The sequence below is a fragment of the Amycolatopsis kentuckyensis genome, from assembly GCF_002155975.1.
Classification (GTDB): Bacteria; Actinomycetota; Actinomycetes; order Mycobacteriales; family Pseudonocardiaceae; genus Amycolatopsis; species Amycolatopsis kentuckyensis.
Genome location: NZ_MUMI01000269.1, coordinates 1 through 17,939, shown reverse-complemented (window position 1 = coordinate 17,939; position 17,939 = coordinate 1). Strand labels below are relative to the sequence as shown.

Below are 17,939 nucleotides of genomic sequence, written 5' to 3'. Positions count from 1 at the left end.
ATGACCACCCAGCGGCCCACCTCGACAACGCGAGGGGACAGCGCGGGCCATCCCAGAGCCTGCCCGTCCGGCGAGGACAGTCTTTTGTTTTTCTGCCGTGGCGGACTGGTTCTGCCGCGGCAGAGGGGGTTCTTCTGCCGCGGCAGAACCACTCTGCCGTGATAGAGCGGATCCGACCTCCCCCGCCCCTCCGGGAGGAGTCTCAGTCGCCGCCCGGGTTTGTCAAGGCGGGAAAGCGTGCCTTGACAAACCCGGTCGTCGACTGAAGTGCAGGCTGGGACGAGGGGCGGGGGAGGCCTGGTGACGTCGATGGTCGGCTTGCTCCCCCGGCCGGCGGTTTGTCTGTGGCCTGTGGACAACTCCCGTGCAGGCACCCATTTCGTCGGTGCCCTCCGGTAGTGTCGAAATCGGGGGCTGCTCAGCTCATCCGCGGGTGAAGCGTGCCACTTGGTCGGCCAGCTCTTCGCCCTTGTCCTCCTGCAGGAAGTGTCCTGCTCCCGCGATCACCGGGTGCTCCAGGCCCTGTGCGCCCCTCATTGCGCTCCGCAGGATTGGGGCCATCCCTCCCGTTATCGGGTCGCCGTCGGAGAAGGCCACCAGGAATGGGATCTCCAGTTCCGTCAGCGTCTTCCACGCCGCCCGGTTCGCCTCCGATGCCGGGTCGTCCGGGCGGTAGGGCACCAGGCCGGGCATTGCCCGCGGTCCCGCCTTGTACGTCTCGTTCGGGAACGGTGCGTCGTACGCCGCCCTGATCTCGGGGGACAGCGTCGATCGGCAGCCCGCCTGTACCGAGCGGCCGATGTCCAGGACCGGGGCCTTCTGGATCGCCTCGCGGAACGAATGCCACACCTGCGGCATGTCGACGTCGCCGGTCGGCAGGCCCGTGTTCGATGCCACCACCCGGGCGAACCGGGATGGCTCCGCCGCCACCAGGCGCAGGCCGATCAGGCCACCCCAGTCCTGGCCGACCAGGGTCACGTCCCGCAGGTCCAGTGCGTCGAACGCGAAGCCGCTCATCCAGGCGACGTGCCGGGCGTACGAGTGGTCGGCCAGGTCGGCCGGCTTGTCCGAGCGGCCGAAGCCGACCAGGTCCGGCGCGATCGCCCGCAGGCCCGCCGCCGCCAGTACCGGCAGCATCTTGCGGTACAGGAACGACCAGCTCGGCTCTCCGTGCAGCAGGAGCACCACCGGGCCGTCCGCCGGGCCCGTCTCGACGTACCCCACTCTGATCCGGCCGCCGTGCGGATCCGCCAGCTCGGCGTAGCGGGGCTCGTACGAAAAATCGGGCAGGTCCGTGAACCGGTCGTCCGGTGTCCTCAGCAGGCGCACGATCCCACGCTAGTGGGAATGCTCAGGAGATGCCGACCGCCACCACGAGGCCCAGGCCGAGGTGCGCCGCCGCGACGACGATGCTCACCGGGGCGAACTTCTCGCTCTCGATGGTCGAGGCCACGTCGATGCGGGTCGCCCACTCCAGCAGCCGGACCCCGACCACCTGGACGACGATCCCGAGCAATCCGTAGACCAGCGACGTGATCAGGCCCTCGGTCAGGTCGCTCGCCGAGTTGAAGATCGCCACGACGACGATGAACGACATCGCGAGGAGCCCGGACGCGGTCACGATCACCGCGTTCGGCAGGCCCTGCGTCACCAGCTTCGACAGCTTGCCCGGCGTGGTCCAGTCGATCGCCCAGAAGCCGGCGAACATCAGCAGCAGGCCGATGACGCCGTACAGCAGGATCGCGCCGATCCCCCGCACGAGGTCGGAGCCGAACGTGTCGGACAGCGCAAGGGTCGAGGTCACGAGTTTTCTCCCGAAAGGTCAGCGATGGGGTGTTTTATCACGACTCGACGATGCGGTGTGGGACGAAGGCGGCACCGTCGTCGGTCACCAGGCCGCCCGTTTCGCGGATGCCCAGCCCGGCCGAGCTGTCGCCGACGATCCACGCGCCGAGCGCCGGCCGGTAGCCGTCGAACTCGGGCAGGGGGTCGAACGCCTGGTAGACGAAGCCTTCCGCGCCGTACACGCCGTCGGTCTGGGTTTCGTAGCCGGTCGCGACGATCTGGACGTTCGCGCCCTCACGGCCCAGCTTCGGCTTGCGGACGTACTCCGTCAGCAGGCCCGGGTCGTCGGCGAACGCGGGCAGCAGGTTCGGGTGGCCCGGGTAGTTCTCCCACAGGATCGCCAGCAGCGTCTTGTTGGAGAGGAGCATCTTCCAGAGCGGCTCGATCCACAGCGTCCGCGGCAGCGACTCGACGGCGTGGCGGCCGAACTCCTCGTCGACCACCCACTCCCACGGGTACAGCTTCAGCACGGTCGCCATCTGCGCCTCTTCGAGGTCGACGAACCGCTTGAGCACCGGGTCCCAGCCGATCTCCTCGATCGCCAGGCCCACCGTGTCGAGGCCGGCCTCGGCCGCCGTCTCCTGCAGGTACGCCGTGGTGACGTTGTCCTCACCGCTCGGATCGGCCGCCGACCAGGTGAAGTGCAGCTCGTTGGAGGGCAGCTTGTCCCGCAGGAAAGCCCACCGCTCGACGAGCTTCTCGTGGATCGAGTTCCACTGGTCGTCGTCCGGGAAGACGTCGGTCTTCCAGTGCCACTGCAGCAGCGACGCCTCCAGCAGCGTGGTCGGCGTGTCCGCGTTGTACTCGAGCAGCTTCGCCGGCGACTTGCCGTCGTAGCGCAGGTCGAACCGGCCGTAGACGTGCGGGTCCTGCCGCTTCCACGACTCGGCGATGTGCGGCCAGACCCACTCGGGGATGCCGAACCGCTGGTAGCCCTCGGTCGTCACGACGTTGTCGACGGCCTCCAGGCACATCGAGTGCAGCAGTTCGACGTCGGCCTCGACCGAGAGGACCTCGTCCATGTCGAAGACGTAGTGCACGGACTCGTCCCAGTACGGCCGCACCCGGCCGCTGGCGTCGCGGGCCGGCGTGCCGTAGACGAGCCCCTGCTCTTCGACGATCCGCTGCCAGTCGCGCCGCGGCTCCCGCCGGTCCCGGTACACCTACGATCCCCCGCTCTTGCCGCTGCCGCCGCTGCCGCTCTTGCCGCTGATGCCGAACCCGCCGCGCTGGACGGACTTGCCGGACTTCGTCGTGACGTTCGTGCGGGCCGACGGCGCGTCGTACGAGCCACCGGCCACCCGCTGGCCGACCACACCGGTGCCGCCGTAGTTGTAGCGGTAGCTGTTGTAGCCGCCGCCCGGGATCGGCAGGAACAGGAAGCCACCGCTGTGGTAGCCGCCGTGGCTGGTGACGTAGTTGTCGTCGCAGTAGTCGTCGTTCTGGACGACGACGCCGTCCTTGTCGGTGCAGACCGCCGTGACGTTCTCGGTCTTCGCCACCGTGTAGAACGTGGCGACCAGGCCGACGAGCCCGACCGTGACCCCGCTGCCGATCAGGATCTTGCGCCGCGTCGCCGCCTTGGCGTCGGCCTGGCGGGCCAGTTCCTCGTCGCGCTCCTCCTGGGCCAGCGCCTGCTGACGAGCCCGCTGCTCGGCCAGCGAAGGCTGGCGAGCCTGGGTGTTGTTCGGGTCCTGGAACCTCATCGAGCCGCGCTTCGGCGGCTCGGGGGGCGGCTGGTCCCCAGTATTGTTGTCCTGCGTCATGTGCGCTCCGTAATCACCGGCCACCGCGAAACCGTGACCACCCTAACCACCCGGACCGCGCACGTCATGCGCGGCGCGGGCATCATGGACTGCGATGTCTCCCAGCGCCGATCGGTTCCCCACCGCCACCCAGACATTGCGCACCCGCGTCGTGATGGGCGGGATCTTCGCGGGCGCGCTCATCGCGCTCGCGCTCAGCGTCGTGTTCTCGTGGAGCGACGGCATCACCGGCGGGTCCGGCGGCGGCGCCGGCAAGCTGTCCGCGGCGGCCCAGGAGGCGTTCCACTCCCCGCCCGGCAGCTGCCTGACCTGGGACAACCCGGACGCGAGCGACGCGCGCAAGGTGGCCTGCACCCAGCCGCACCTGTTCGAGGTGACCACGCTGGTGGACATCGGCCCCCAGTTCCCGGAGGGCGCGCCCGTCCCGTCGCTGGACCAGTGGCAGCAGATCGCGCAGCAGAAGTGCACCGCGGACGTGAAGCCGTACCTCGGGCACAAGCTCGACCCGTACGGCAAGCTCACGACGAACCTGCTCCGCCCGACGCCGTCGCAGTGGGAGGACGGCGACCGCCAGCTGCGGTGCGGCCTGCAGTGGGCGGGCCCCGGCGGCAAGCTGCTGCCGACGACCGGGCCGGCCAAGGACCAGGACCAGTCGCTGGTCTTCGAGCCGGGCACCTGCCTGGCGCTGCTCGGCAAGGGCGTCGGCGATCCGATCGACTGCACGAAGCCGCACTCGTACGAGATCGTCGCCACCCTCGACCTCAAGTCGAAGTTCAAGGAGGGCTACCCCTCCCAGGACGACCAGAAGGCCTGGCTCGACACCGAGTGCAACAAGGCGGCGGCCGACTACACCGGCGGCGCCGACCTCGACGCGAAGAAGCTGATCCTGACCTGGGACCTGCGGGAGCAGGAGAGCTGGGACACCGGCTCGAGCAAGGTCAACTGCAAGGTGGCGTCGGCGCTGCCCGACAAGAGCGGCCTGCAGGCAGTCACCGGCAGCATCAAGGCCGCTCCGGCCGGTGCGGACGGCGGCCAGCCCCAGGACGGCGGCCCGCCGTCGGACGGCGGCGGTGGCCCGGCCACCCCGAGCTCGGCCCCTCCGACGACGAAGCAGAACGGCTGATGGCCGTCGAGATGAGCCGGGCGCGGTTCGAAGAACTGGTCTCCGAAGCCCTGGACGAGGTGCCGCCCGAGTTCGCGCGCGCGATGGACAACGTCGTCGTGCTCGTCGAGGAGTTCAACGACGAGGCGCCGGACATCCTCGGGCTCTACCACGGCGTCGCGCTGACCGAGCGGACGTCGTCCTACGGCGGGGTGCTGCCCGACCGGATCTCGATCTACCGGCAGCCGATCCTCTCCATGTGCGAGGACGAGGACGAGGTCGTCGAGGAGGTCCTGATCACCGTCGTGCACGAGCTGGGCCACCACTTCGGCATCGACGACGCCCGGCTGCACGAGCTCGGCTGGGGTTGACCGCGCGCCAGTAGTGGCACTGTGACCACGATCGGGTGACGGCACCCTTATCCTGTTACCCGAAGTCATTGGGTGACTGCGAAAAGTGCCGGGGGCCCCGATGGACAACGCCCGAAGACTCACGTGGCTGCTGACGTCGAGCGCGGCGTCCCACCTGGGGGACGGCATCGGCAAGGTGGCCCTGCCCCTGCTGGCCACGACGCTGACCCGCGATCCGGTGCTCATCGCCGGCCTGTCCGCCACCCAGTTCCTGCCTTGGCTGCTGTTCGCCGCGGTCGCCGGCGCGCTGGTCGACCGGATCGACCGGCGGCGCGCGATGATCGTCGCGAACACCGCCCGGGCCGCCGCGGTCGGCGCGCTGGCCGTGCTCGTCGCCGCCGGCGGCATGACCATCTGGCTGATCTACCTGACCGCGCTGATCATCGGGACGGCCGAGACGATCGCGGACAGCGCGGCGAACGCGCTGATCCCGGCCGTCGTCGGCGACGGCTCGCTCGACGCGGCCAACAGCAAGCTGCAGGCCTGCGAGATCGTCGGGCAGACGTTCCTCGGCGGCCCGGTCGGCAGCCTGACGTTCGCCCTCTTCGCCGCCTTCCCGTTCATCCTCAACTCGGCCGGCTTCGCGATCGCGGCGGCGGTGCTGCTCGGGTTGGCGGGCACCTACCGCGCGAAGGCGGAGAAGCCGGTCGAGCCGGCGAAACTCCGCACCGAGCTCGCCGACGGCCTGCGCTGGCTGCGCAGGCACCCGCTGCTGCTGCGGCTGGTCGTCGTCGCCGGGCTGCTCAGCCTGGTCAGCGAGCTCGCGCAGGCACAGCTGGTGCTGTACGCGCTCGAGGACCTCCACCTGTCCGACGCGACCTTCGGGTTCTTCGCCTTCGTCGGCGGGATCGGCGGCCTGCTCGGCGCGGGTGTCGCCCCGCGGCTGGTGCGGGCGACCGGACGACTCCCGGTCGTCGCCGGCGGGATCGCCTGCTGCGGCCTCGGGTTCGGCGGGATGGGCCTGGTGCGCTCGCCGGTCGCGGGCGCGGCGCTGTTCGGGCTGTTCGCGGCGGCGGTGGTGGCGGTGAACGTCGTGCTCGCGACGGCCCGGCACACGCTCGTGCCCGGCGAACTGCTCGGCCGGGTGCTCGGGGTGTGGCGCACGGTCGTCTGGGGCGCGATCCCGCTCGGCGCGCTGCTGGGCGGCGTGCTGACCGAGCGGCTCGGCTCGGCCGCGCGGACGTTCGCCGTGTCCGGCGTGGCGATGCTGGTGATCGCCGCGTTCGCGTTCGGCGCGCTGCGGCGCTTCCCCCTCGGTGACAAATCGGACTCAGCCACGGCGCTGACGCACCACGACCCGGGTTTGTGAGCTGAAATAGCTCCTCACCCAGGTGGTGAGGAGGCAGTCATGCACACCGTGGACCCGGGGACCGGCACCGACGCCGATCCCGATTTCGCCGAGTCTTCGGAGGAGACCGAGGTCAAGCCACCGCCGCCGTCACGCCGGTTGCTCGTGCTGTCCGCGGTGGCCGGGTTCGTGCTGGGCGGCAGCGTGCTCGGGCTCCTGTGGGGGCTGTCCGGCGTGCACGCCGGCGCGCTCGAAGACGCCGTCGCGGCGTGCCAGGCGCTCGACCGCGTGGGCGAGCTGCCCGACACGAGCCGGGACGCGCAGCCGTCGCTGACCCCCGCCCTCAGCGGAGAGCGGCTGCACCGGATGGTGGCCGCCCGCGAGCTGTCCGCGGCCGCCTCCCAGCTGAACGCCAACTACCAGCCGCTGGCCGACCACATCGACGGCGTCAGCCGGATGGTGCTGAGCCTGCACTTCAACGACATCTCCGGCCAGCGGCACCTCACCGAGGCCAAGGAGATCTGCGGCCGCATTTAAGCGGGGTGGACGGTCTTCACGGCGAGCTGGTTGCCGGGGATCTTCGTGCTCGCGCACCCGGTGCCGTCACTCGGCACGAAGTTCGACGCGGTCTCCTGCGGCAGGTAGATGCGCAGGCCCTTGACCGGCGTCGGCTGGCAGGTGCCCGGGTCGAAGTTCTGCACGTTGACGAACTGGATGTCGGCGGCCGCGGTCTGGCCCGGGTTCAGCTTGACGGCGTTGCCCTTGGTGCCTTCGCGGAAGGCGTCCTTGCCGACCTGGTGCCCGTCCGCACCGGCCACGTAGGACACGCCGGGGAACCCCTGGATGGTGCAGGGCTTCGCGCTGGAGTTCGTGATGAGCAGCGGCCGGAACACCGAGCCGGCACCCGCGTCGCCCTGGCCGAGCGAGAGCTTGACGTCCCCGGACTTGCACAGCCCGTTGTCCGCGGGCTGGGCGACCGGCGGCGCGGCCGGCGTCGAAGTGGGGCTCGACGTGGCGGTGGTGACCGTGGTGGTGGCCGTCGGCGAGCTCGACGGCGTCGAGCTGCTCGCCGCGTTCGTGGTGCCGCCACCGCCGCAGGCGGAGAGCGCGAGGACGCCCGCCGAGGCCGCGACGACCGGGAACAACCGTGAAAGCTTCATGTCAATCGCCTCCCTGGTGTGGTGCTACTGGGTAGACGTACCGGGTCGCGGCCGGGTTGGCTGCTTTCGTAAATTCCCCACCAGACGTGTTCTAAACGTGACGGAATCACACTTTAGGGATCTTCAGAGCGGGGTGTCGACCCAGGTCAGGCACCGCCACCGGCCCTCCGGCTCAGCCACCAGCTCCACCAGGCCGGTGTTCGGGATCAACGCCGCGTTGGCGACGTCCGCGTGCACGTTCGGGGCCAGCCACTCGGCGGACAGCCGGATCGCGCCGCCGTGGCTGACCAGGGCGATCACGCCGTCCGGATCGGCCTGCTCGTGCTTGGCGCGCAGCCGGCCGACCGCGTCCAGCATCCGGGCGCGCACGCTCGTGCCGCTCTCGCCGCCGGGCAGCGACGGCGCCAGCTCGCCGAGCGTCCAGCGCCGGACCGTCTCCATGTAGGTCCGGATCGACGCGTGGTCCGTCGCCCCTTCGAGGTCACCCGCGACTACCTCGTGCACGCCGTCGACGACCTGCACGTCCATGGCGAACCGCGCGGCCAGCGGCGCCGCTGTCTGCTGGGCACGCGTCGCCTGGGACGCGTAGACGGCGACCAGCGGCTCCTCGGCCAGCCGCGCCGCGAGGGCGTCCGCCTGCCGACGGCCGAGGTCGGTCAGCGGCGGGCCGGGCAGGGCGGTGTCGAGCGCGCCGCGGACGTTCCCGTCGGTCTGCCCGTGGCGGATCAGCAGCAGCCTCACGCCTGGGCCCCCTTGCGCACCGCGTCGGCCCACGCGGCCGCGTCGACGAAGTCCTCGTTGGCGAAGCCGGTCTCGATCGTGGTGGGGGTGCCGTCGGCCCGCGGGTGCGAGCCGAGGAACCGCAGGTTGCGGCAGTGCCGGCGCAACGCCGTCAGCGCGTCGTGGACCCGCGGCTCGGCGACGTGGCCTTCGAAGTCGATGAAGAAGCGGTACTCGCCGAAGTTGTTGCGCGTCGGCCGGGCGTCGAGCCGGGTCAGGTTGATGCCGCGGCTGGCCAGCTCGGTCAGCAGCTCGGCGAGCGTGCCGGTGCGGTTCGCGGCCGCGGCCACGACGGACGTCCGGTCGGCCCCCGTCGGCTCCGGCAGCTCACCCGGCCGGCGGACCAGCAGGAACCGCGTCGCGGCGTCGGTGACGTCGGCGACTTCGGTGGCCAGGACCTCGAGGTGGTAGTGCTCGTTCGCGACCGGCGCGCAGACCGCCGCGTCGAAGTCGCCCTCCAGCACGCCGACCGCGGCGGCCGACGTCGACGACGACGCCACCGCGTGCACGCCCGGCAGGTTCGCGTCGAGCCATTCGCGGACCTGGGCCAGCGCGTGGGGGTGGCTGGCGACGGTCCGGATCTCCCCGCCACCGGGCCGGGTCAGCACGGTGAAGTGGACCGGCAGGATCGTCTCGGCGACGGCGACCAGCGGGGACGACTCGCTGAACCCGTCCAGCGTGGCCGGCACCACGCCTTCGACCGAGTTCTCGATGGGGACGCACGCCGCGTCCGCCTCGCCCTCGCGGACGGCGGTCATCGCGAGCCGGACGGTCTCGACCGGGATCAGTTCTTCGCCGGCGGCGAGCACCCGCGCGGCCTGTTCGGTGAAGGTCCCTCGGGGGCCGAAGTATGCGATCCGTGACACAGCACCCAGGCTACGGGGGCCGACCGTGGCGACATTCACTCGGACAGCCGGTACGGGAACCGGTTACGCCGGGTGGCATTTTTTGCGATGCTGAGGGCGTGACCGCCGAATCGGGCACGCACACCGGACGTGAGGGCGCCAAGCCGCCGCTCGCCCCTCGCGCCCCGGAACTGGTGCTGTGCGCCGTCGATGAACCACTCGCCGATGCCTGGACCGCCGCCGCGCAGAAGCTGGCCGGCCGGGTCCGGGTGCACCGCGGGTCGGTGCTCGACGTCGTCGCCCAGGCCGTGGTCAGCCCGGCCAACTCCTACGGCTGGATGCGCGGCGGCATCGACGCCGTCTACGCGCAGGCGTTCCCGGGTGTGGAGCAGAGCGTCCGCAGCGCCGTGCTGGCCTTCCACGGCGGTGAGCTGCCGATCGGCGACGCCGTCGTGGTGCCGACCGGCGAAGCCGAGCCGGCCTGGCTGATCAGCGCGCCGACCATGCGGGAGCCCGGCGAACGGCTGCCCGCCGACACCGTCCACCCGTACCTCGCCGCCCGCGCGGTGTTCCTGACCTGGCGCGACGGCCGGCTCGACCACGGCCCGGTGCGGGAGTTCGTGCACACGATCGCGATGCCGGGGCTCGGCACCGGCGTCGGCGGGATCGCCCCCGCGACCTGCGCCCGGCAAGTCGCCGCGGCGTGGGCCGAAGTCTTCGGAAATCGTGACGCTCGGTGATCAACCCCAGTTGGAGGGTGGACTACGTCACAGCGCTTTAACCGGCCGTAAGCCCTACCGTTAATCACGCAGGTGAACGTCCGCCAGTGCAGGCGACGGCCGGAGGAGTGTGCGATGACCCGGGTCCGCGAACTCAGCCCGTATGTCGAGCTGCACCGGGAACAATGGAAAGAACTGCGGAGCTCGACTCCGCTGCCGCTGACCGCGGCCGAGCTGCTGCGGCTGCGCGGCCTCGGCGAGCAGGTCGACCTGGCCGAGGTGGCCGACGTCTACCTGCCGCTGTCCCGCCTGATCAACCTCCAGGTCGCCGCGCGCCAGCGGCTCTACGAAGCGACGACGACGTTCCTCGGTGACGACTCCCGCGGCACGAAGGTCCCGTTCGTGATCGGCATCGCCGGGAGCGTGGCGGTCGGCAAGTCGACCACCGCCCGCATCCTGCGCACACTGCTCGCCCGCTGGCCGGACCACCCCCGCGTCGACCTGGTCACCACCGACGGCTTCCTGTACCCGCGCGCCGAGCTGATGCGGCGCGGGATCATGCACCGCAAGGGCTTCCCGGAGAGCTACGACCGCCGGGCGCTGCTGCGGTTCGTCACCGAGGTCAAGTCGGGCGCCGAGCGCGTCGCCGCGCCGGTGTACTCGCACCTGGCCTACGACATCCTGCCCGGCCAGGAGCAGGTGGTGCAGCGGCCGGACATCCTCATCGTCGAAGGCCTGAACGTGCTGCAGCCGGGGCCGCGGCTGATGGTGTCCGACCTCTTCGACTTTTCGATCTACGTCGACGCGCACACCGACGACATCCAGCGCTGGTACATCGAGCGGTTCCTCGAGCTGCGGCACACGGCGTTCGCGGACCCGGCGTCGCACTTCCACCACTTCGCCGGCCTGCCCGACGACGAGGCCCGCGCCGAAGCGCGCCACCTGTGGCACTCGATCAACGAGCCGAACCTGATGGAGAACATCAAGCCGACCCGGCCGCGGGCGACGCTGGTGCTGCGCAAGGACTGCGACCACACCATCAACCGGGTCCGGCTGCGCAAGCTCTGACCGGTCACGCGGCCCGTCACCCACATGCCGCGCATTCGGACGCTGAGCGAGTGGGCGGGCACGAATCGTTGCCGCCCCGCGACTCTCCGCGCCGGAAACCGGCCGTTCGGCCGAGGCGGGCCGTTCAGCCGTAACCGGTTGGCCGATACCCCCGGTCGCTTGTGAAAGCGACCCTGAAGGAGTCAGGAAAACGGCTCTGAGCTGGGGAGGAGGCCCACGATGTTCACGATGATCCTCACGTGGGTCGGTGCGGTGCTCGGTCTGGCCTTGCTGCTCGCGATGGCCGCCGGAACGTTCGTCGTCGACTTCGACGACCGGATCCAGGAGCGCCGGCGCAAGGCGAAGCCCGCGGAACCCGCGGGCCCCCTCCCCTAGCGGTCAGAGCGCGGCCAGCGCCTCCAGGTAGGCGTCGGCGTCGTATTCGAGGTTTTCCGCGTCGATGAGGCTGTTTTCCAGCGCGTCGATCAGCTGCTCGAAGATTTCGTCGCGGTCGAGCTCGCCCTCCTGCAGGCGCTCGGCGGCCCGCCAAGCCTCGGCGGGCTCGTTGTCCCACAGCTGGTCGACGATCGTCGCGCGCAGGATCAGCCGCTGCTCTTCCTCGTCCTCGTCGGCCTCGGCGATCACGAGCGCGCGGCGCTGGTCGGGGTCGGTCGGGTCGAGGTCGACCTCTTCCTCCTCGATCTCCGTGGTCAGCGACGGCACGGCGAACATCCGGCGCTCCAGCGCGTCGGCCAGTTCGGTCGGCGACAGGTCGGCGGTGTCGGCGAAGTAGCGCTCCAGCGGGGAGTCGTCATCGTCGGCGTACTCGCTGAGGTAGTCCGCGACGGCTTCGTCGAGGGCGGCGATCGCGGTCTCGGTCAGGTGCGCCCGCTCGCCCGTCCACTGCACCCAGGCCAGCACGACCGGCTCGACGGCGTCCTCGTGGTCGGCGTCGAGCTCGTACTCCTCGCCGAGCAGCCCTTCGAGGAACCGCGCGATCTTCTCCGGCCCGACGCGCAGCGGGTTGCCCGGGTCGGTGCGCAGGCCGTGCTCCAGCAGCAGGCCGCCGAGCACGCGGGCGGCGTCGGCGTCCTCACCGCTCGCCGCGACGAACTGCTCGACGACGGCGGCGCGCTCGGTCTCGGACCACTCGGCCACCTCGGGCACGAGCGCCGGCTCCGGCAGCGCGCGGCACCAGGTGAGCGCGACCGCGTGGAAGCGCGCGTAGTCCTCGCTGACGTCGGCCTCGTCGAGGTGGTCGGTGGCGGCGAGGCCGTCCGCGATCAGGCGGTGGGCTTCGGCGGGGTCGACGGCCTCGAAGACGACCAGTTCCGGGTCGGCGTCGGACTGCTCCCGCATCTCGGCGAGAACATCGGCGGGCTGGTCGATCACGACGAGGTCCCGCACCCGGCCGGCCTCGGTGAAGTCGAGCAGCGCGAGCAGGCCGTACGCCTGGTCGCCGTGGGAGAAGACGCAGAGCAGGGACGACTCGTCGCCGTAGACGTCCCCGGTCCGCCAGCACTCGCCGGCGGTGACCTGGCCCAGCCCGGCGGCGAAGGTGGGCTCGGGGATGCCGCGGCCGAGGACGACCTGCAGCCCGGCGTCGGCGGCCTTGCGCTCGACGTCGGTCTCGGCGACGACCTTCAGCGCGGCCAGCAGCGCGGCGGCGCCGGGGGTGATCTTGCGCTGCGCGAAAGCGATGAGCTCCAGGCCGAGCGGCTCTTCGCCGTCCTCGACGGGCAGGTCGCGGAACTGGCCGAGCACCTCGGAGGCGAGCAGTTCGACGTCGACCGGCGCGGGGTCGGCACCCAGCGCCGAAAAGTCGTTCAGGACGTCCTTGAACAAGCCGGTCACACTGTGCGTGACGGGCTGCGGCTGCCTCTTGCGGGCGCGACTGACCGGGCTCATGGCCTCATGCTTTCACTTCACCGCGAGCGGGTCGCGGTGGCCCTGGCGCGGGTCCCGCCGCATGCTCGACGGGGAGGCGCCGAGCCGGAGGGCGGAACTGGGCCACCGCGACGCCTTGGCGCGCTCACGATGTCCCGGTGCACGTGTATCACCGGTTCTCCCGGGTCAACGAGGGCTGCGCGGGGAGGTTACGGGTTTCGGCATGGCGATCCTGGCGGCCCGGATTTCCGTGATCAGCCGGGTTTTCCGCCGGTGGTTTTCCACCAGCGCGGCCAGGTAAGCGGTGAATTCGTCCGGTGTCCCGGCGCGCTTGTGCAAGGTGCGCAACAGCTTCAGCCGGCGGGCGGCTTCCTGGTAGGCCTGCGGGTCCTTGCGCTCGATCAACTCGTCGACGTGGTCGCGGAAGACCGGGATCGTCTCGGCCGGGTGCTCGGCCGCCCGCTGTTCCGCCAGTTCGAGCTTGAGCTCCGCGGACGCGCCGAACCGGACACAAGCTCGCCAGGCTTCGTCGGGACGGCCGTCGTCGAGCAGGACGCGGACGAGCTCGTCGGCCTGCTCGATGCCCTCGGCGGCACGTTCGCGCAGGCGAGCGAGCGCTTCCCGGCGCTGGACCGTCCACTTCCCGTCGTGGGTCGCGGCCTCGCGCAGGGCCGCGAACGTCTCGGCACCCGGCTTGGCGTCGAAGTCCTTGCGCCGGCGGGAGGTTGCGCTTTCCGGCTCCGGTGCCGGCGGCTGCTTGTCGTGGGTGAGCGCGCGGGCGGCGTGCGCGATGGCCTCGCTGTGGCGCCCGGCGGCCCGCAGCACCCGGACGATCTTGAGGCTGACGTCCACGCGCGGCGGCTTGGCCGACAGGATCGCCACCAGCTCGTCGACGTCGCCGAGCACCTCGGCCAGCTGCTCCCGCAGCCGTTCGGCCACGTCGCGGCGGTGGCCCGGCCCGTTCGCCGCGAGCACGTCGTCCACAGTGGACTTGATCCGCTTGAGCCCCGGCTCGCCGAGCGCGGTCGCGAACTCGGCGAGGTCGATCACCGGGCGGCCGGGGCCGTCGAACTCGACCTCGAGGATCCAGTCGGCCAGCTTCTCCGGGTCCGGCGGCCGGGCGGCGCACGCGCGGGCGTACAGCTCCACGGCCCGGTCCAGCCGGTCGGCGAGGTCACCGGCGTGGTCGCCGGACTGCTCCAGCACCTCGCTGATGTCGTCGACCGTGCGCCGGGCCAGCGGGGCCAGGTCGGCGCGGCTGCCGGCGTCGAGCATCCGCTGCAGCGTGTCGAGGACCGCGCCGATCTTCGCGGTGTACTCGACGTTCCCGTCGGTGACCGCGGTGTCCAGCAGCCGGTGCGCCTCGCTGACGTCACCGGATTGGGTGGCGGCGCGCAGTTCGAGCGAGTGCCGCAGCTCGGGATCGCGCTCGGCTTGGGCGTGGAGCAGGTCCGCCAGCGTCTCCGCGTCCAAAGTGCGCAGGTAGGGGCGGAGATCCGAGGGGGGACTCACGCGCACCAGTCTGCCCGAAGGCCGTCGGCACGCGTGTGGGCCAACCGCGTGCTCTTTTCGGAGTAATCAGTGACCATGAGTGAGCTTCTCACTGGCGGCGCAAGTCGTCGAACACGGCTTTCAGCGGCCAGGGATCCGGCAGGCCCGGCCTTCGTGACCGTGCGTGGCGGGGTCGCGGGATGGCCGGGTGGGCGGTCGGCACCATGATCGGGACGACCGGCACCGGAACCCGCGCCACGAGCCGCCGGACCACCACCATCAGCAGCCCGGCGAACAGCAGGAGCGCCGTCCCCGCCGCGAGGGCACCGGCGAGGGTGCGGCGGCCGTCGTCGAGCGTCAGCTGCACGGCGTACTGGCTCTGCTGCGTGTACAGCAGGCCGAGCTGGGCGGACACGGCGTAGGCGGCGTTCCGCCACGTGGGCTCCGGGACCGGAAGAGGTTCGGCGGCGGTGAAAGCGTTCTCGGCGGCCGCCAGCCTGCTCCATTCGGCGCTACGCGTAAGCGATTCGTACGCCATCCGGCCACTCTCGGTGAGCTGCGGGACGACCCGGGCCAGGTCGGCCCGGTAGGAGGCGACGGCGGAGGTGAACGACCCCCGCGTCACGTTGTCCAGCCCGGCCAGGGCGAGGGAATCGGAGCGATCCATGCCCTCGGCGACGGAAAGCAGCTCGACGGCGGTCGCCTGCTGGTAGGCGGACTCGGCGTCCGGGGCGTGGCGCGCGTAGTCGCGCAGGCCGGCGATGGCGGACTCGATCCGCTGGGTGTACGTCGCGTACGCGGCGCTGCGCTGTTCGGGCGCGGCCATCGCCGCGCTCCGCTCGGCTTGCAACGCGACCACCGCGCGGGCCGTCCGATCCGCGGCGGCCGCCGTCTCCACGGCCATGTCCCGGGTCCGAACCGCTTGGTGGATCAGGAGAATCGCGATCACGACAGCCACGGCGACGAGCGCGCCGCCGGGGATGAACGCGATGCCCAGCATGCGGCCGCGGACGGATCGCAGGTACTTCAAGACGTTCCCTTCCCAGCCTTGGTCCCCGCAACAATCCCGACGAAGTTCAACCTATTGAGTGAGAGATTCACCGGTCAACGCCAGTCCGCCATACGGCCGTTAGCGCACCGTGACCGCCGGGATAATCAACCGGTGAACTTCGACGACGTGACCCAGCGCCTGCGCGGCTTCGCGGCGGCCCGCGCCTGGGAGCCCTACCACACCCCGAAGAACCTCGTGATGGCCCTTTCCGGCGAGGTCGGCGAGCTGACCTCGCTGTTCCAGTGGCTCACGCCCGAGGAGTCCGACGCGTGGCGCGCGGATCCGGCGCTGGAGGGGAAGGTGCTCGACGAGATCGCGGACGTCACGCTGTACCTGCTGCAGCTGGCCGACCGCCTCGGCGTCGACCTGGCCGCGGCGGCCCACGCGAAGATCGACCGCAACGAGGTCCGGTTCCCCCCGCCCGCCTAGCCCCAGAACACCCCGCCGGGGTCGCGGTCGATCTCGGCGAGCAGCGCGGGCGGCGTGCTGGCGACCGGCCCGTCCGGGTGGCTCAGCCACTGCCCGTCCCGATCGGCCCACCACACCGACCAGATGCCGAACTCGTCGAACCGCAGCTGCGCGATCTCCTGCTCGCTCCAGTCGGGCCCGGCCTGCGGCGCGCGGCGTTCGACGATGGTGACCGCGCGGCCCCGCGTCCGGCACTCGACCCGGACCCGGTCCTGGAGGTGCTCGGGGACGCGCTGCGCGCACCACCGTTCGATCTGCCGCAGCGCGAGCTCCGGAATTGCCATGAGTCCAGTGAACCGGACCGGCTCAGCCGGCGCGCAGGTGGGCGAGCACGGCGGCGTAGGTGTCCCGGGCCGAGCACCCGTCGGTCCGCACGACGGCGCAGCTCGGCCGCTGCGGCAGGTAGGCGGTGAGCTGGTCGTGGATCCGCTCGACGACGGCGGTGCCCCCGCGTTCCCGGAGGACGTCGTCGATGCCCCTGGTCGCCGCGTCGCCGGTCGCGGCCCGCTCGACGAACCGCCCGCAGGCGACGGATTTTTCGGCGGTGAGCAGGATTTCCCGGTATTCGGCCCGGCACTTCTCCGCCGCGGCCTCGAACGGCCGGACGTCGACGACCCGGGTGGCGAGCTGCGGCATGACGACGTCGTGCCCGGTCCGCAGGTGCGTCTCGGCCATGGCGAGCGCGAGCAGCTGCGCGGCCTTGAAGGTCTCGAAGAAGGTGTCCCGCCAGCCCCCGATCAGGCAGACGACCCGGTCGGTGTCGAGGTTCAGCACGCCGGGGTGCTGCTCGGCGTAGGCCTGCGCGATCGTGGACTTCCCGATCCCGGACGGCCCGTTCAGGTGGATCAGTCGTGGCACCGCACCGAGGCTAGCGCGCCGCGGGCTCGGCGAGCCACCAGCCGCCGAGCAGGGCACCCACCCCGAACAGGGCGAAGAAGATCCCGGCGCCCACCGGCGTTCCCCCGAACATCGCGACGACGACGAAGAACATCAGCAGCAGTCCGAGCCCCATCAGGATCCGCCCGCCGACGAGCTTCGACGGCACGGCGGACGCCACGGCCGGCCGGGCGGGCGGCGGTTCGAACCCGAGCGCGACCGGTGCGGCGCCGACGTCGAGCAGGACGGCACCCAGCTCGGCGGCCCGCGTCAGCCGGGGCTCGTCGGCGGGCACGGTCTCGTCGGCCACCAGGTGGGTGACGCTCGCGGTCAGCTTCTTGGCCAGCTGGACGCCCTCGGCGAGAACGCGGGCCCGCAGCCGGTCCGCCGCCACGCCGGTGCCGAGCACCAGCACCCGGGTCGGTTTCCCGCCGGCGGCGGGCCGCAGGTCACCGGCACCGGGGACACCGAGCGCGGTCGCCACCTGCCGCAGCTCGCGCGCTTCCGTCGCGGTCACGACGCCGTCCCGTTCCGCGATCTCCCGCAGCGCGGTCACGAGCTGTTCGTGCGTCGACCGGACCTGCGCTTCGGACAACCCGGCCTCGCTCGCCGACGCGGCCAACGCCGTCACCTCATCGGGCGTCAGGTGCTGATCGGCGACGACTCCGGCGAGCAGGTCCAGGTAGACGTTCCCGGCCCCGCCGTCGGGGATGCGCTCGACGGCCTCGGCCATCCACCCCGGCTCCGCGGGAATCTCCTCGGCGCGGGGAAGCAGCCGGCCGCCGGCGAACCGCGGCAGGGCGGGGAAGACCGGCGGAGCCGCGAACGTGCGGCCGTACCGCCCGAACAGGACGGTCGCCAGCCGCGCGATCGCCCGCGCTCCCGACAACGCCGAAGGCCCGGTGGGCACCCCGAGCGCGTGCGCCACGGTGGCCGTCCGGTAGTTGGGCAGCCGCAGCACCGACCGGGCGGCCGCCGTCGTCGAAACGCCCGGCAGGACGGGCATCCGGACGCCGAGGGCACCGATCTCGCGGTCGAGGAAGGCCCCGGCGAAGGCGGGGTCGGGCGCCACGATCACGCTGCCGGCGCAGAGGTCGAGCAGCGGGCCCAGCACCTCGCCGAACGACGGCGCGCCGTCGAGTTCGCCCCGCGTGATGCCGTGCACGAGGGCCGGGCCGAGCGGCACCCCGGGCCCGGGGTCCAC

21 protein-coding genes are annotated in these 17,939 nt (G+C 71.6%); 8 read left to right on the top strand and 13 right to left on the bottom strand.

Annotation, left to right across the window (positions count from 1 at the left end; genetic code table 11):
- Positions 1-423 precede the first annotated feature (423 nt).
- The 4 genes from CCN39_RS25585 to CCN39_RS25570 are packed head-to-tail and all read right to left on the bottom strand — an operon-like array spanning position 424 to position 3,611.
- Entirely contained in the window at positions 424-1,329 is a 906-nt protein-coding gene (locus CCN39_RS25585; protein WP_086846080.1) for a haloalkane dehalogenase, read from the bottom strand.
- A 22-nt stretch (positions 1,330-1,351) separates the two neighbouring features.
- A complete protein-coding gene (locus CCN39_RS25580) occupies positions 1,352-1,804 on the bottom strand; it encodes a DUF350 domain-containing protein (RefSeq protein ID WP_086846078.1) in 453 nt (150 codons plus the stop codon).
- A 37-nt stretch (positions 1,805-1,841) separates the two neighbouring features.
- The gene (locus CCN39_RS25575; protein WP_086846076.1) at positions 1,842-3,008 is read right to left on the bottom strand and encodes a glutathionylspermidine synthase family protein; all 1,167 of its coding nucleotides are present in this window, start codon (positions 3,006-3,008) and stop codon (positions 1,842-1,844) included.
- Entirely contained in the window at positions 3,009-3,611 is a 603-nt protein-coding gene (locus CCN39_RS25570) for a hypothetical protein (protein WP_244211001.1), read from the bottom strand.
- 94 nt (positions 3,612-3,705) lie between these two features.
- On the opposite strand from CCN39_RS25570, the gene CCN39_RS25565 reads away from it, so the two are divergent.
- From CCN39_RS25565 to CCN39_RS25550, 4 genes are all read left to right on the top strand, one after another.
- A complete protein-coding gene (locus tag CCN39_RS25565; RefSeq protein ID WP_086846072.1) occupies positions 3,706-4,734 on the top strand; it encodes a septum formation family protein in 1,029 nt (342 codons plus the stop codon).
- Positions 4,734-5,084: a metallopeptidase family protein gene (locus tag CCN39_RS25560; protein ID WP_086846070.1), complete on the top strand. Its 351-nt coding sequence runs from the start codon at positions 4,734-4,736 to the stop codon at positions 5,082-5,084. Before CCN39_RS25565 ends, CCN39_RS25560 begins: the two co-directional genes overlap by 1 nt.
- A gap of 100 nt (positions 5,085-5,184) precedes the next feature.
- A complete protein-coding gene (locus CCN39_RS25555; protein ID WP_086846069.1) occupies positions 5,185-6,432 on the top strand; it encodes an MFS transporter in 1,248 nt (415 codons plus the stop codon).
- Positions 6,433-6,471: 39 nt separating this feature from the next.
- Positions 6,472-6,948 (top strand): hypothetical protein, encoded by a 477-nt coding sequence (locus CCN39_RS25550; protein WP_086846067.1) that lies wholly within the window; start codon positions 6,472-6,474, stop codon positions 6,946-6,948.
- Here the strand turns inward: CCN39_RS25550 and CCN39_RS25545 are convergent.
- From CCN39_RS25545 to pheA, 3 genes are all read right to left on the bottom strand, one after another.
- On the bottom strand, positions 6,945-7,577 hold the full coding sequence (locus CCN39_RS25545; protein WP_086846065.1) for a DUF4232 domain-containing protein: 633 nt from the start codon (positions 7,575-7,577) through the stop codon (positions 6,945-6,947). The two genes, CCN39_RS25550 and CCN39_RS25545, sit on opposite strands and share 4 nt — an antisense overlap.
- A gap of 117 nt (positions 7,578-7,694) precedes the next feature.
- A complete protein-coding gene (locus CCN39_RS25540; RefSeq protein WP_086846063.1) occupies positions 7,695-8,312 on the bottom strand; it encodes a histidine phosphatase family protein in 618 nt (205 codons plus the stop codon).
- On the bottom strand, positions 8,309-9,217 hold the full coding sequence (pheA, locus tag CCN39_RS25535; RefSeq protein WP_086846061.1) for a prephenate dehydratase: 909 nt from the start codon (positions 9,215-9,217) through the stop codon (positions 8,309-8,311). The genes CCN39_RS25540 and pheA overlap by 4 nt, the downstream gene beginning before the upstream one ends.
- A gap of 98 nt (positions 9,218-9,315) precedes the next feature.
- Between pheA and CCN39_RS25530 the strand changes: the two genes are divergently transcribed.
- The 3 genes from CCN39_RS25530 (at position 9,316) to CCN39_RS50775 (ending at position 11,358) form a co-directional block, all read left to right on the top strand.
- Entirely contained in the window at positions 9,316-9,936 is a 621-nt protein-coding gene (locus tag CCN39_RS25530; protein ID WP_086846059.1) for a macro domain-containing protein, read from the top strand.
- Between the two features lie 114 nt (positions 9,937-10,050).
- Positions 10,051-10,983 carry a type I pantothenate kinase gene (coaA, locus tag CCN39_RS25525; RefSeq protein ID WP_086846057.1) on the top strand — a complete coding sequence of 311 codons (933 nt, stop codon included), beginning with the start codon at positions 10,051-10,053 and terminating at the stop codon, positions 10,981-10,983.
- A gap of 219 nt (positions 10,984-11,202) precedes the next feature.
- Positions 11,203-11,358, top strand: coding sequence for a hypothetical protein (locus tag CCN39_RS50775; protein WP_167455174.1), 156 nt, complete (start codon positions 11,203-11,205; stop codon positions 11,356-11,358).
- A gap of 3 nt (positions 11,359-11,361) precedes the next feature.
- Here CCN39_RS50775 and CCN39_RS25520 read toward each other — a convergent pair whose 3' ends face one another.
- The 3 genes from CCN39_RS25520 to CCN39_RS25510 form a co-directional block, all read right to left on the bottom strand.
- Positions 11,362-12,870 (bottom strand): hypothetical protein, encoded by a 1,509-nt coding sequence (locus CCN39_RS25520; RefSeq protein WP_086846055.1) that lies wholly within the window; start codon positions 12,868-12,870, stop codon positions 11,362-11,364.
- Between the two features lie 165 nt (positions 12,871-13,035).
- Positions 13,036-14,361: a DUF6880 family protein gene (locus tag CCN39_RS25515; protein ID WP_341867711.1), complete on the bottom strand. Its 1,326-nt coding sequence runs from the start codon at positions 14,359-14,361 to the stop codon at positions 13,036-13,038.
- A gap of 88 nt (positions 14,362-14,449) precedes the next feature.
- Positions 14,450-15,370, bottom strand: coding sequence for a nitrate- and nitrite sensing domain-containing protein (locus tag CCN39_RS25510; RefSeq protein WP_086846051.1), 921 nt, complete (start codon positions 15,368-15,370; stop codon positions 14,450-14,452).
- A 132-nt stretch (positions 15,371-15,502) separates the two neighbouring features.
- Here CCN39_RS25510 and CCN39_RS25505 point away from each other — a divergent pair, with 132 nt between their 5' ends.
- Positions 15,503-15,820: a nucleotide pyrophosphohydrolase gene (locus tag CCN39_RS25505; protein ID WP_086846049.1), complete on the top strand. Its 318-nt coding sequence runs from the start codon at positions 15,503-15,505 to the stop codon at positions 15,818-15,820.
- On the opposite strand, the gene CCN39_RS25500 is transcribed toward CCN39_RS25505, so the two are convergent.
- The 3 genes from CCN39_RS25500 to CCN39_RS25490 all read right to left on the bottom strand — a co-directional run.
- Entirely contained in the window at positions 15,817-16,143 is a 327-nt protein-coding gene (locus CCN39_RS25500) for a DUF3024 domain-containing protein (RefSeq protein WP_086846048.1), read from the bottom strand. The genes CCN39_RS25505 and CCN39_RS25500 overlap by 4 nt on opposite strands.
- 22 nt (positions 16,144-16,165) lie before the next feature.
- On the bottom strand, positions 16,166-16,717 hold the full coding sequence (locus CCN39_RS25495) for a P-loop nucleotide/nucleoside kinase family protein (protein ID WP_086846046.1): 552 nt from the start codon (positions 16,715-16,717) through the stop codon (positions 16,166-16,168).
- A 10-nt stretch (positions 16,718-16,727) separates the two neighbouring features.
- On the bottom strand, positions 16,728-17,939 hold a 1,212-nt coding region (locus CCN39_RS25490), incomplete at its 5' end, for a 3'-5' exonuclease family protein (RefSeq protein WP_086846044.1).

Bases quoted from the DNA above. Each gene is read 5' to 3' on its own strand.
- CCN39_RS25520 (WP_086846055.1), bottom strand. From the start codon at position 12,870: ATGAGCCCGGTCAGTCGCGCCCGCAAGAGGCAGCCGCAGCCCGTCACG.
- CCN39_RS25570 (WP_244211001.1), bottom strand. From the start codon at position 3,611: ATGACGCAGGACAACAATACTGGGGACCAGCCGCCCCCCGAGCCGCCG.
- CCN39_RS50775 (WP_167455174.1), top strand. From the start codon at position 11,203: ATGTTCACGATGATCCTCACGTGGGTCGGTGCGGTGCTCGGTCTGGCC.
- coaA (WP_086846057.1), top strand. From the start codon at position 10,051: ATGACCCGGGTCCGCGAACTCAGCCCGTATGTCGAGCTGCACCGGGAA.
- CCN39_RS25560 (WP_086846070.1), top strand. From the start codon at position 4,734: ATGGCCGTCGAGATGAGCCGGGCGCGGTTCGAAGAACTGGTCTCCGAA.
- CCN39_RS25500 (WP_086846048.1), bottom strand. From the start codon at position 16,143: ATGGCAATTCCGGAGCTCGCGCTGCGGCAGATCGAACGGTGGTGCGCG.
- CCN39_RS25565 (WP_086846072.1), top strand. From the start codon at position 3,706: ATGTCTCCCAGCGCCGATCGGTTCCCCACCGCCACCCAGACATTGCGC.
- CCN39_RS25550 (WP_086846067.1), top strand. From the start codon at position 6,472: ATGCACACCGTGGACCCGGGGACCGGCACCGACGCCGATCCCGATTTC.
- CCN39_RS25555 (WP_086846069.1), top strand. From the start codon at position 5,185: ATGGACAACGCCCGAAGACTCACGTGGCTGCTGACGTCGAGCGCGGCG.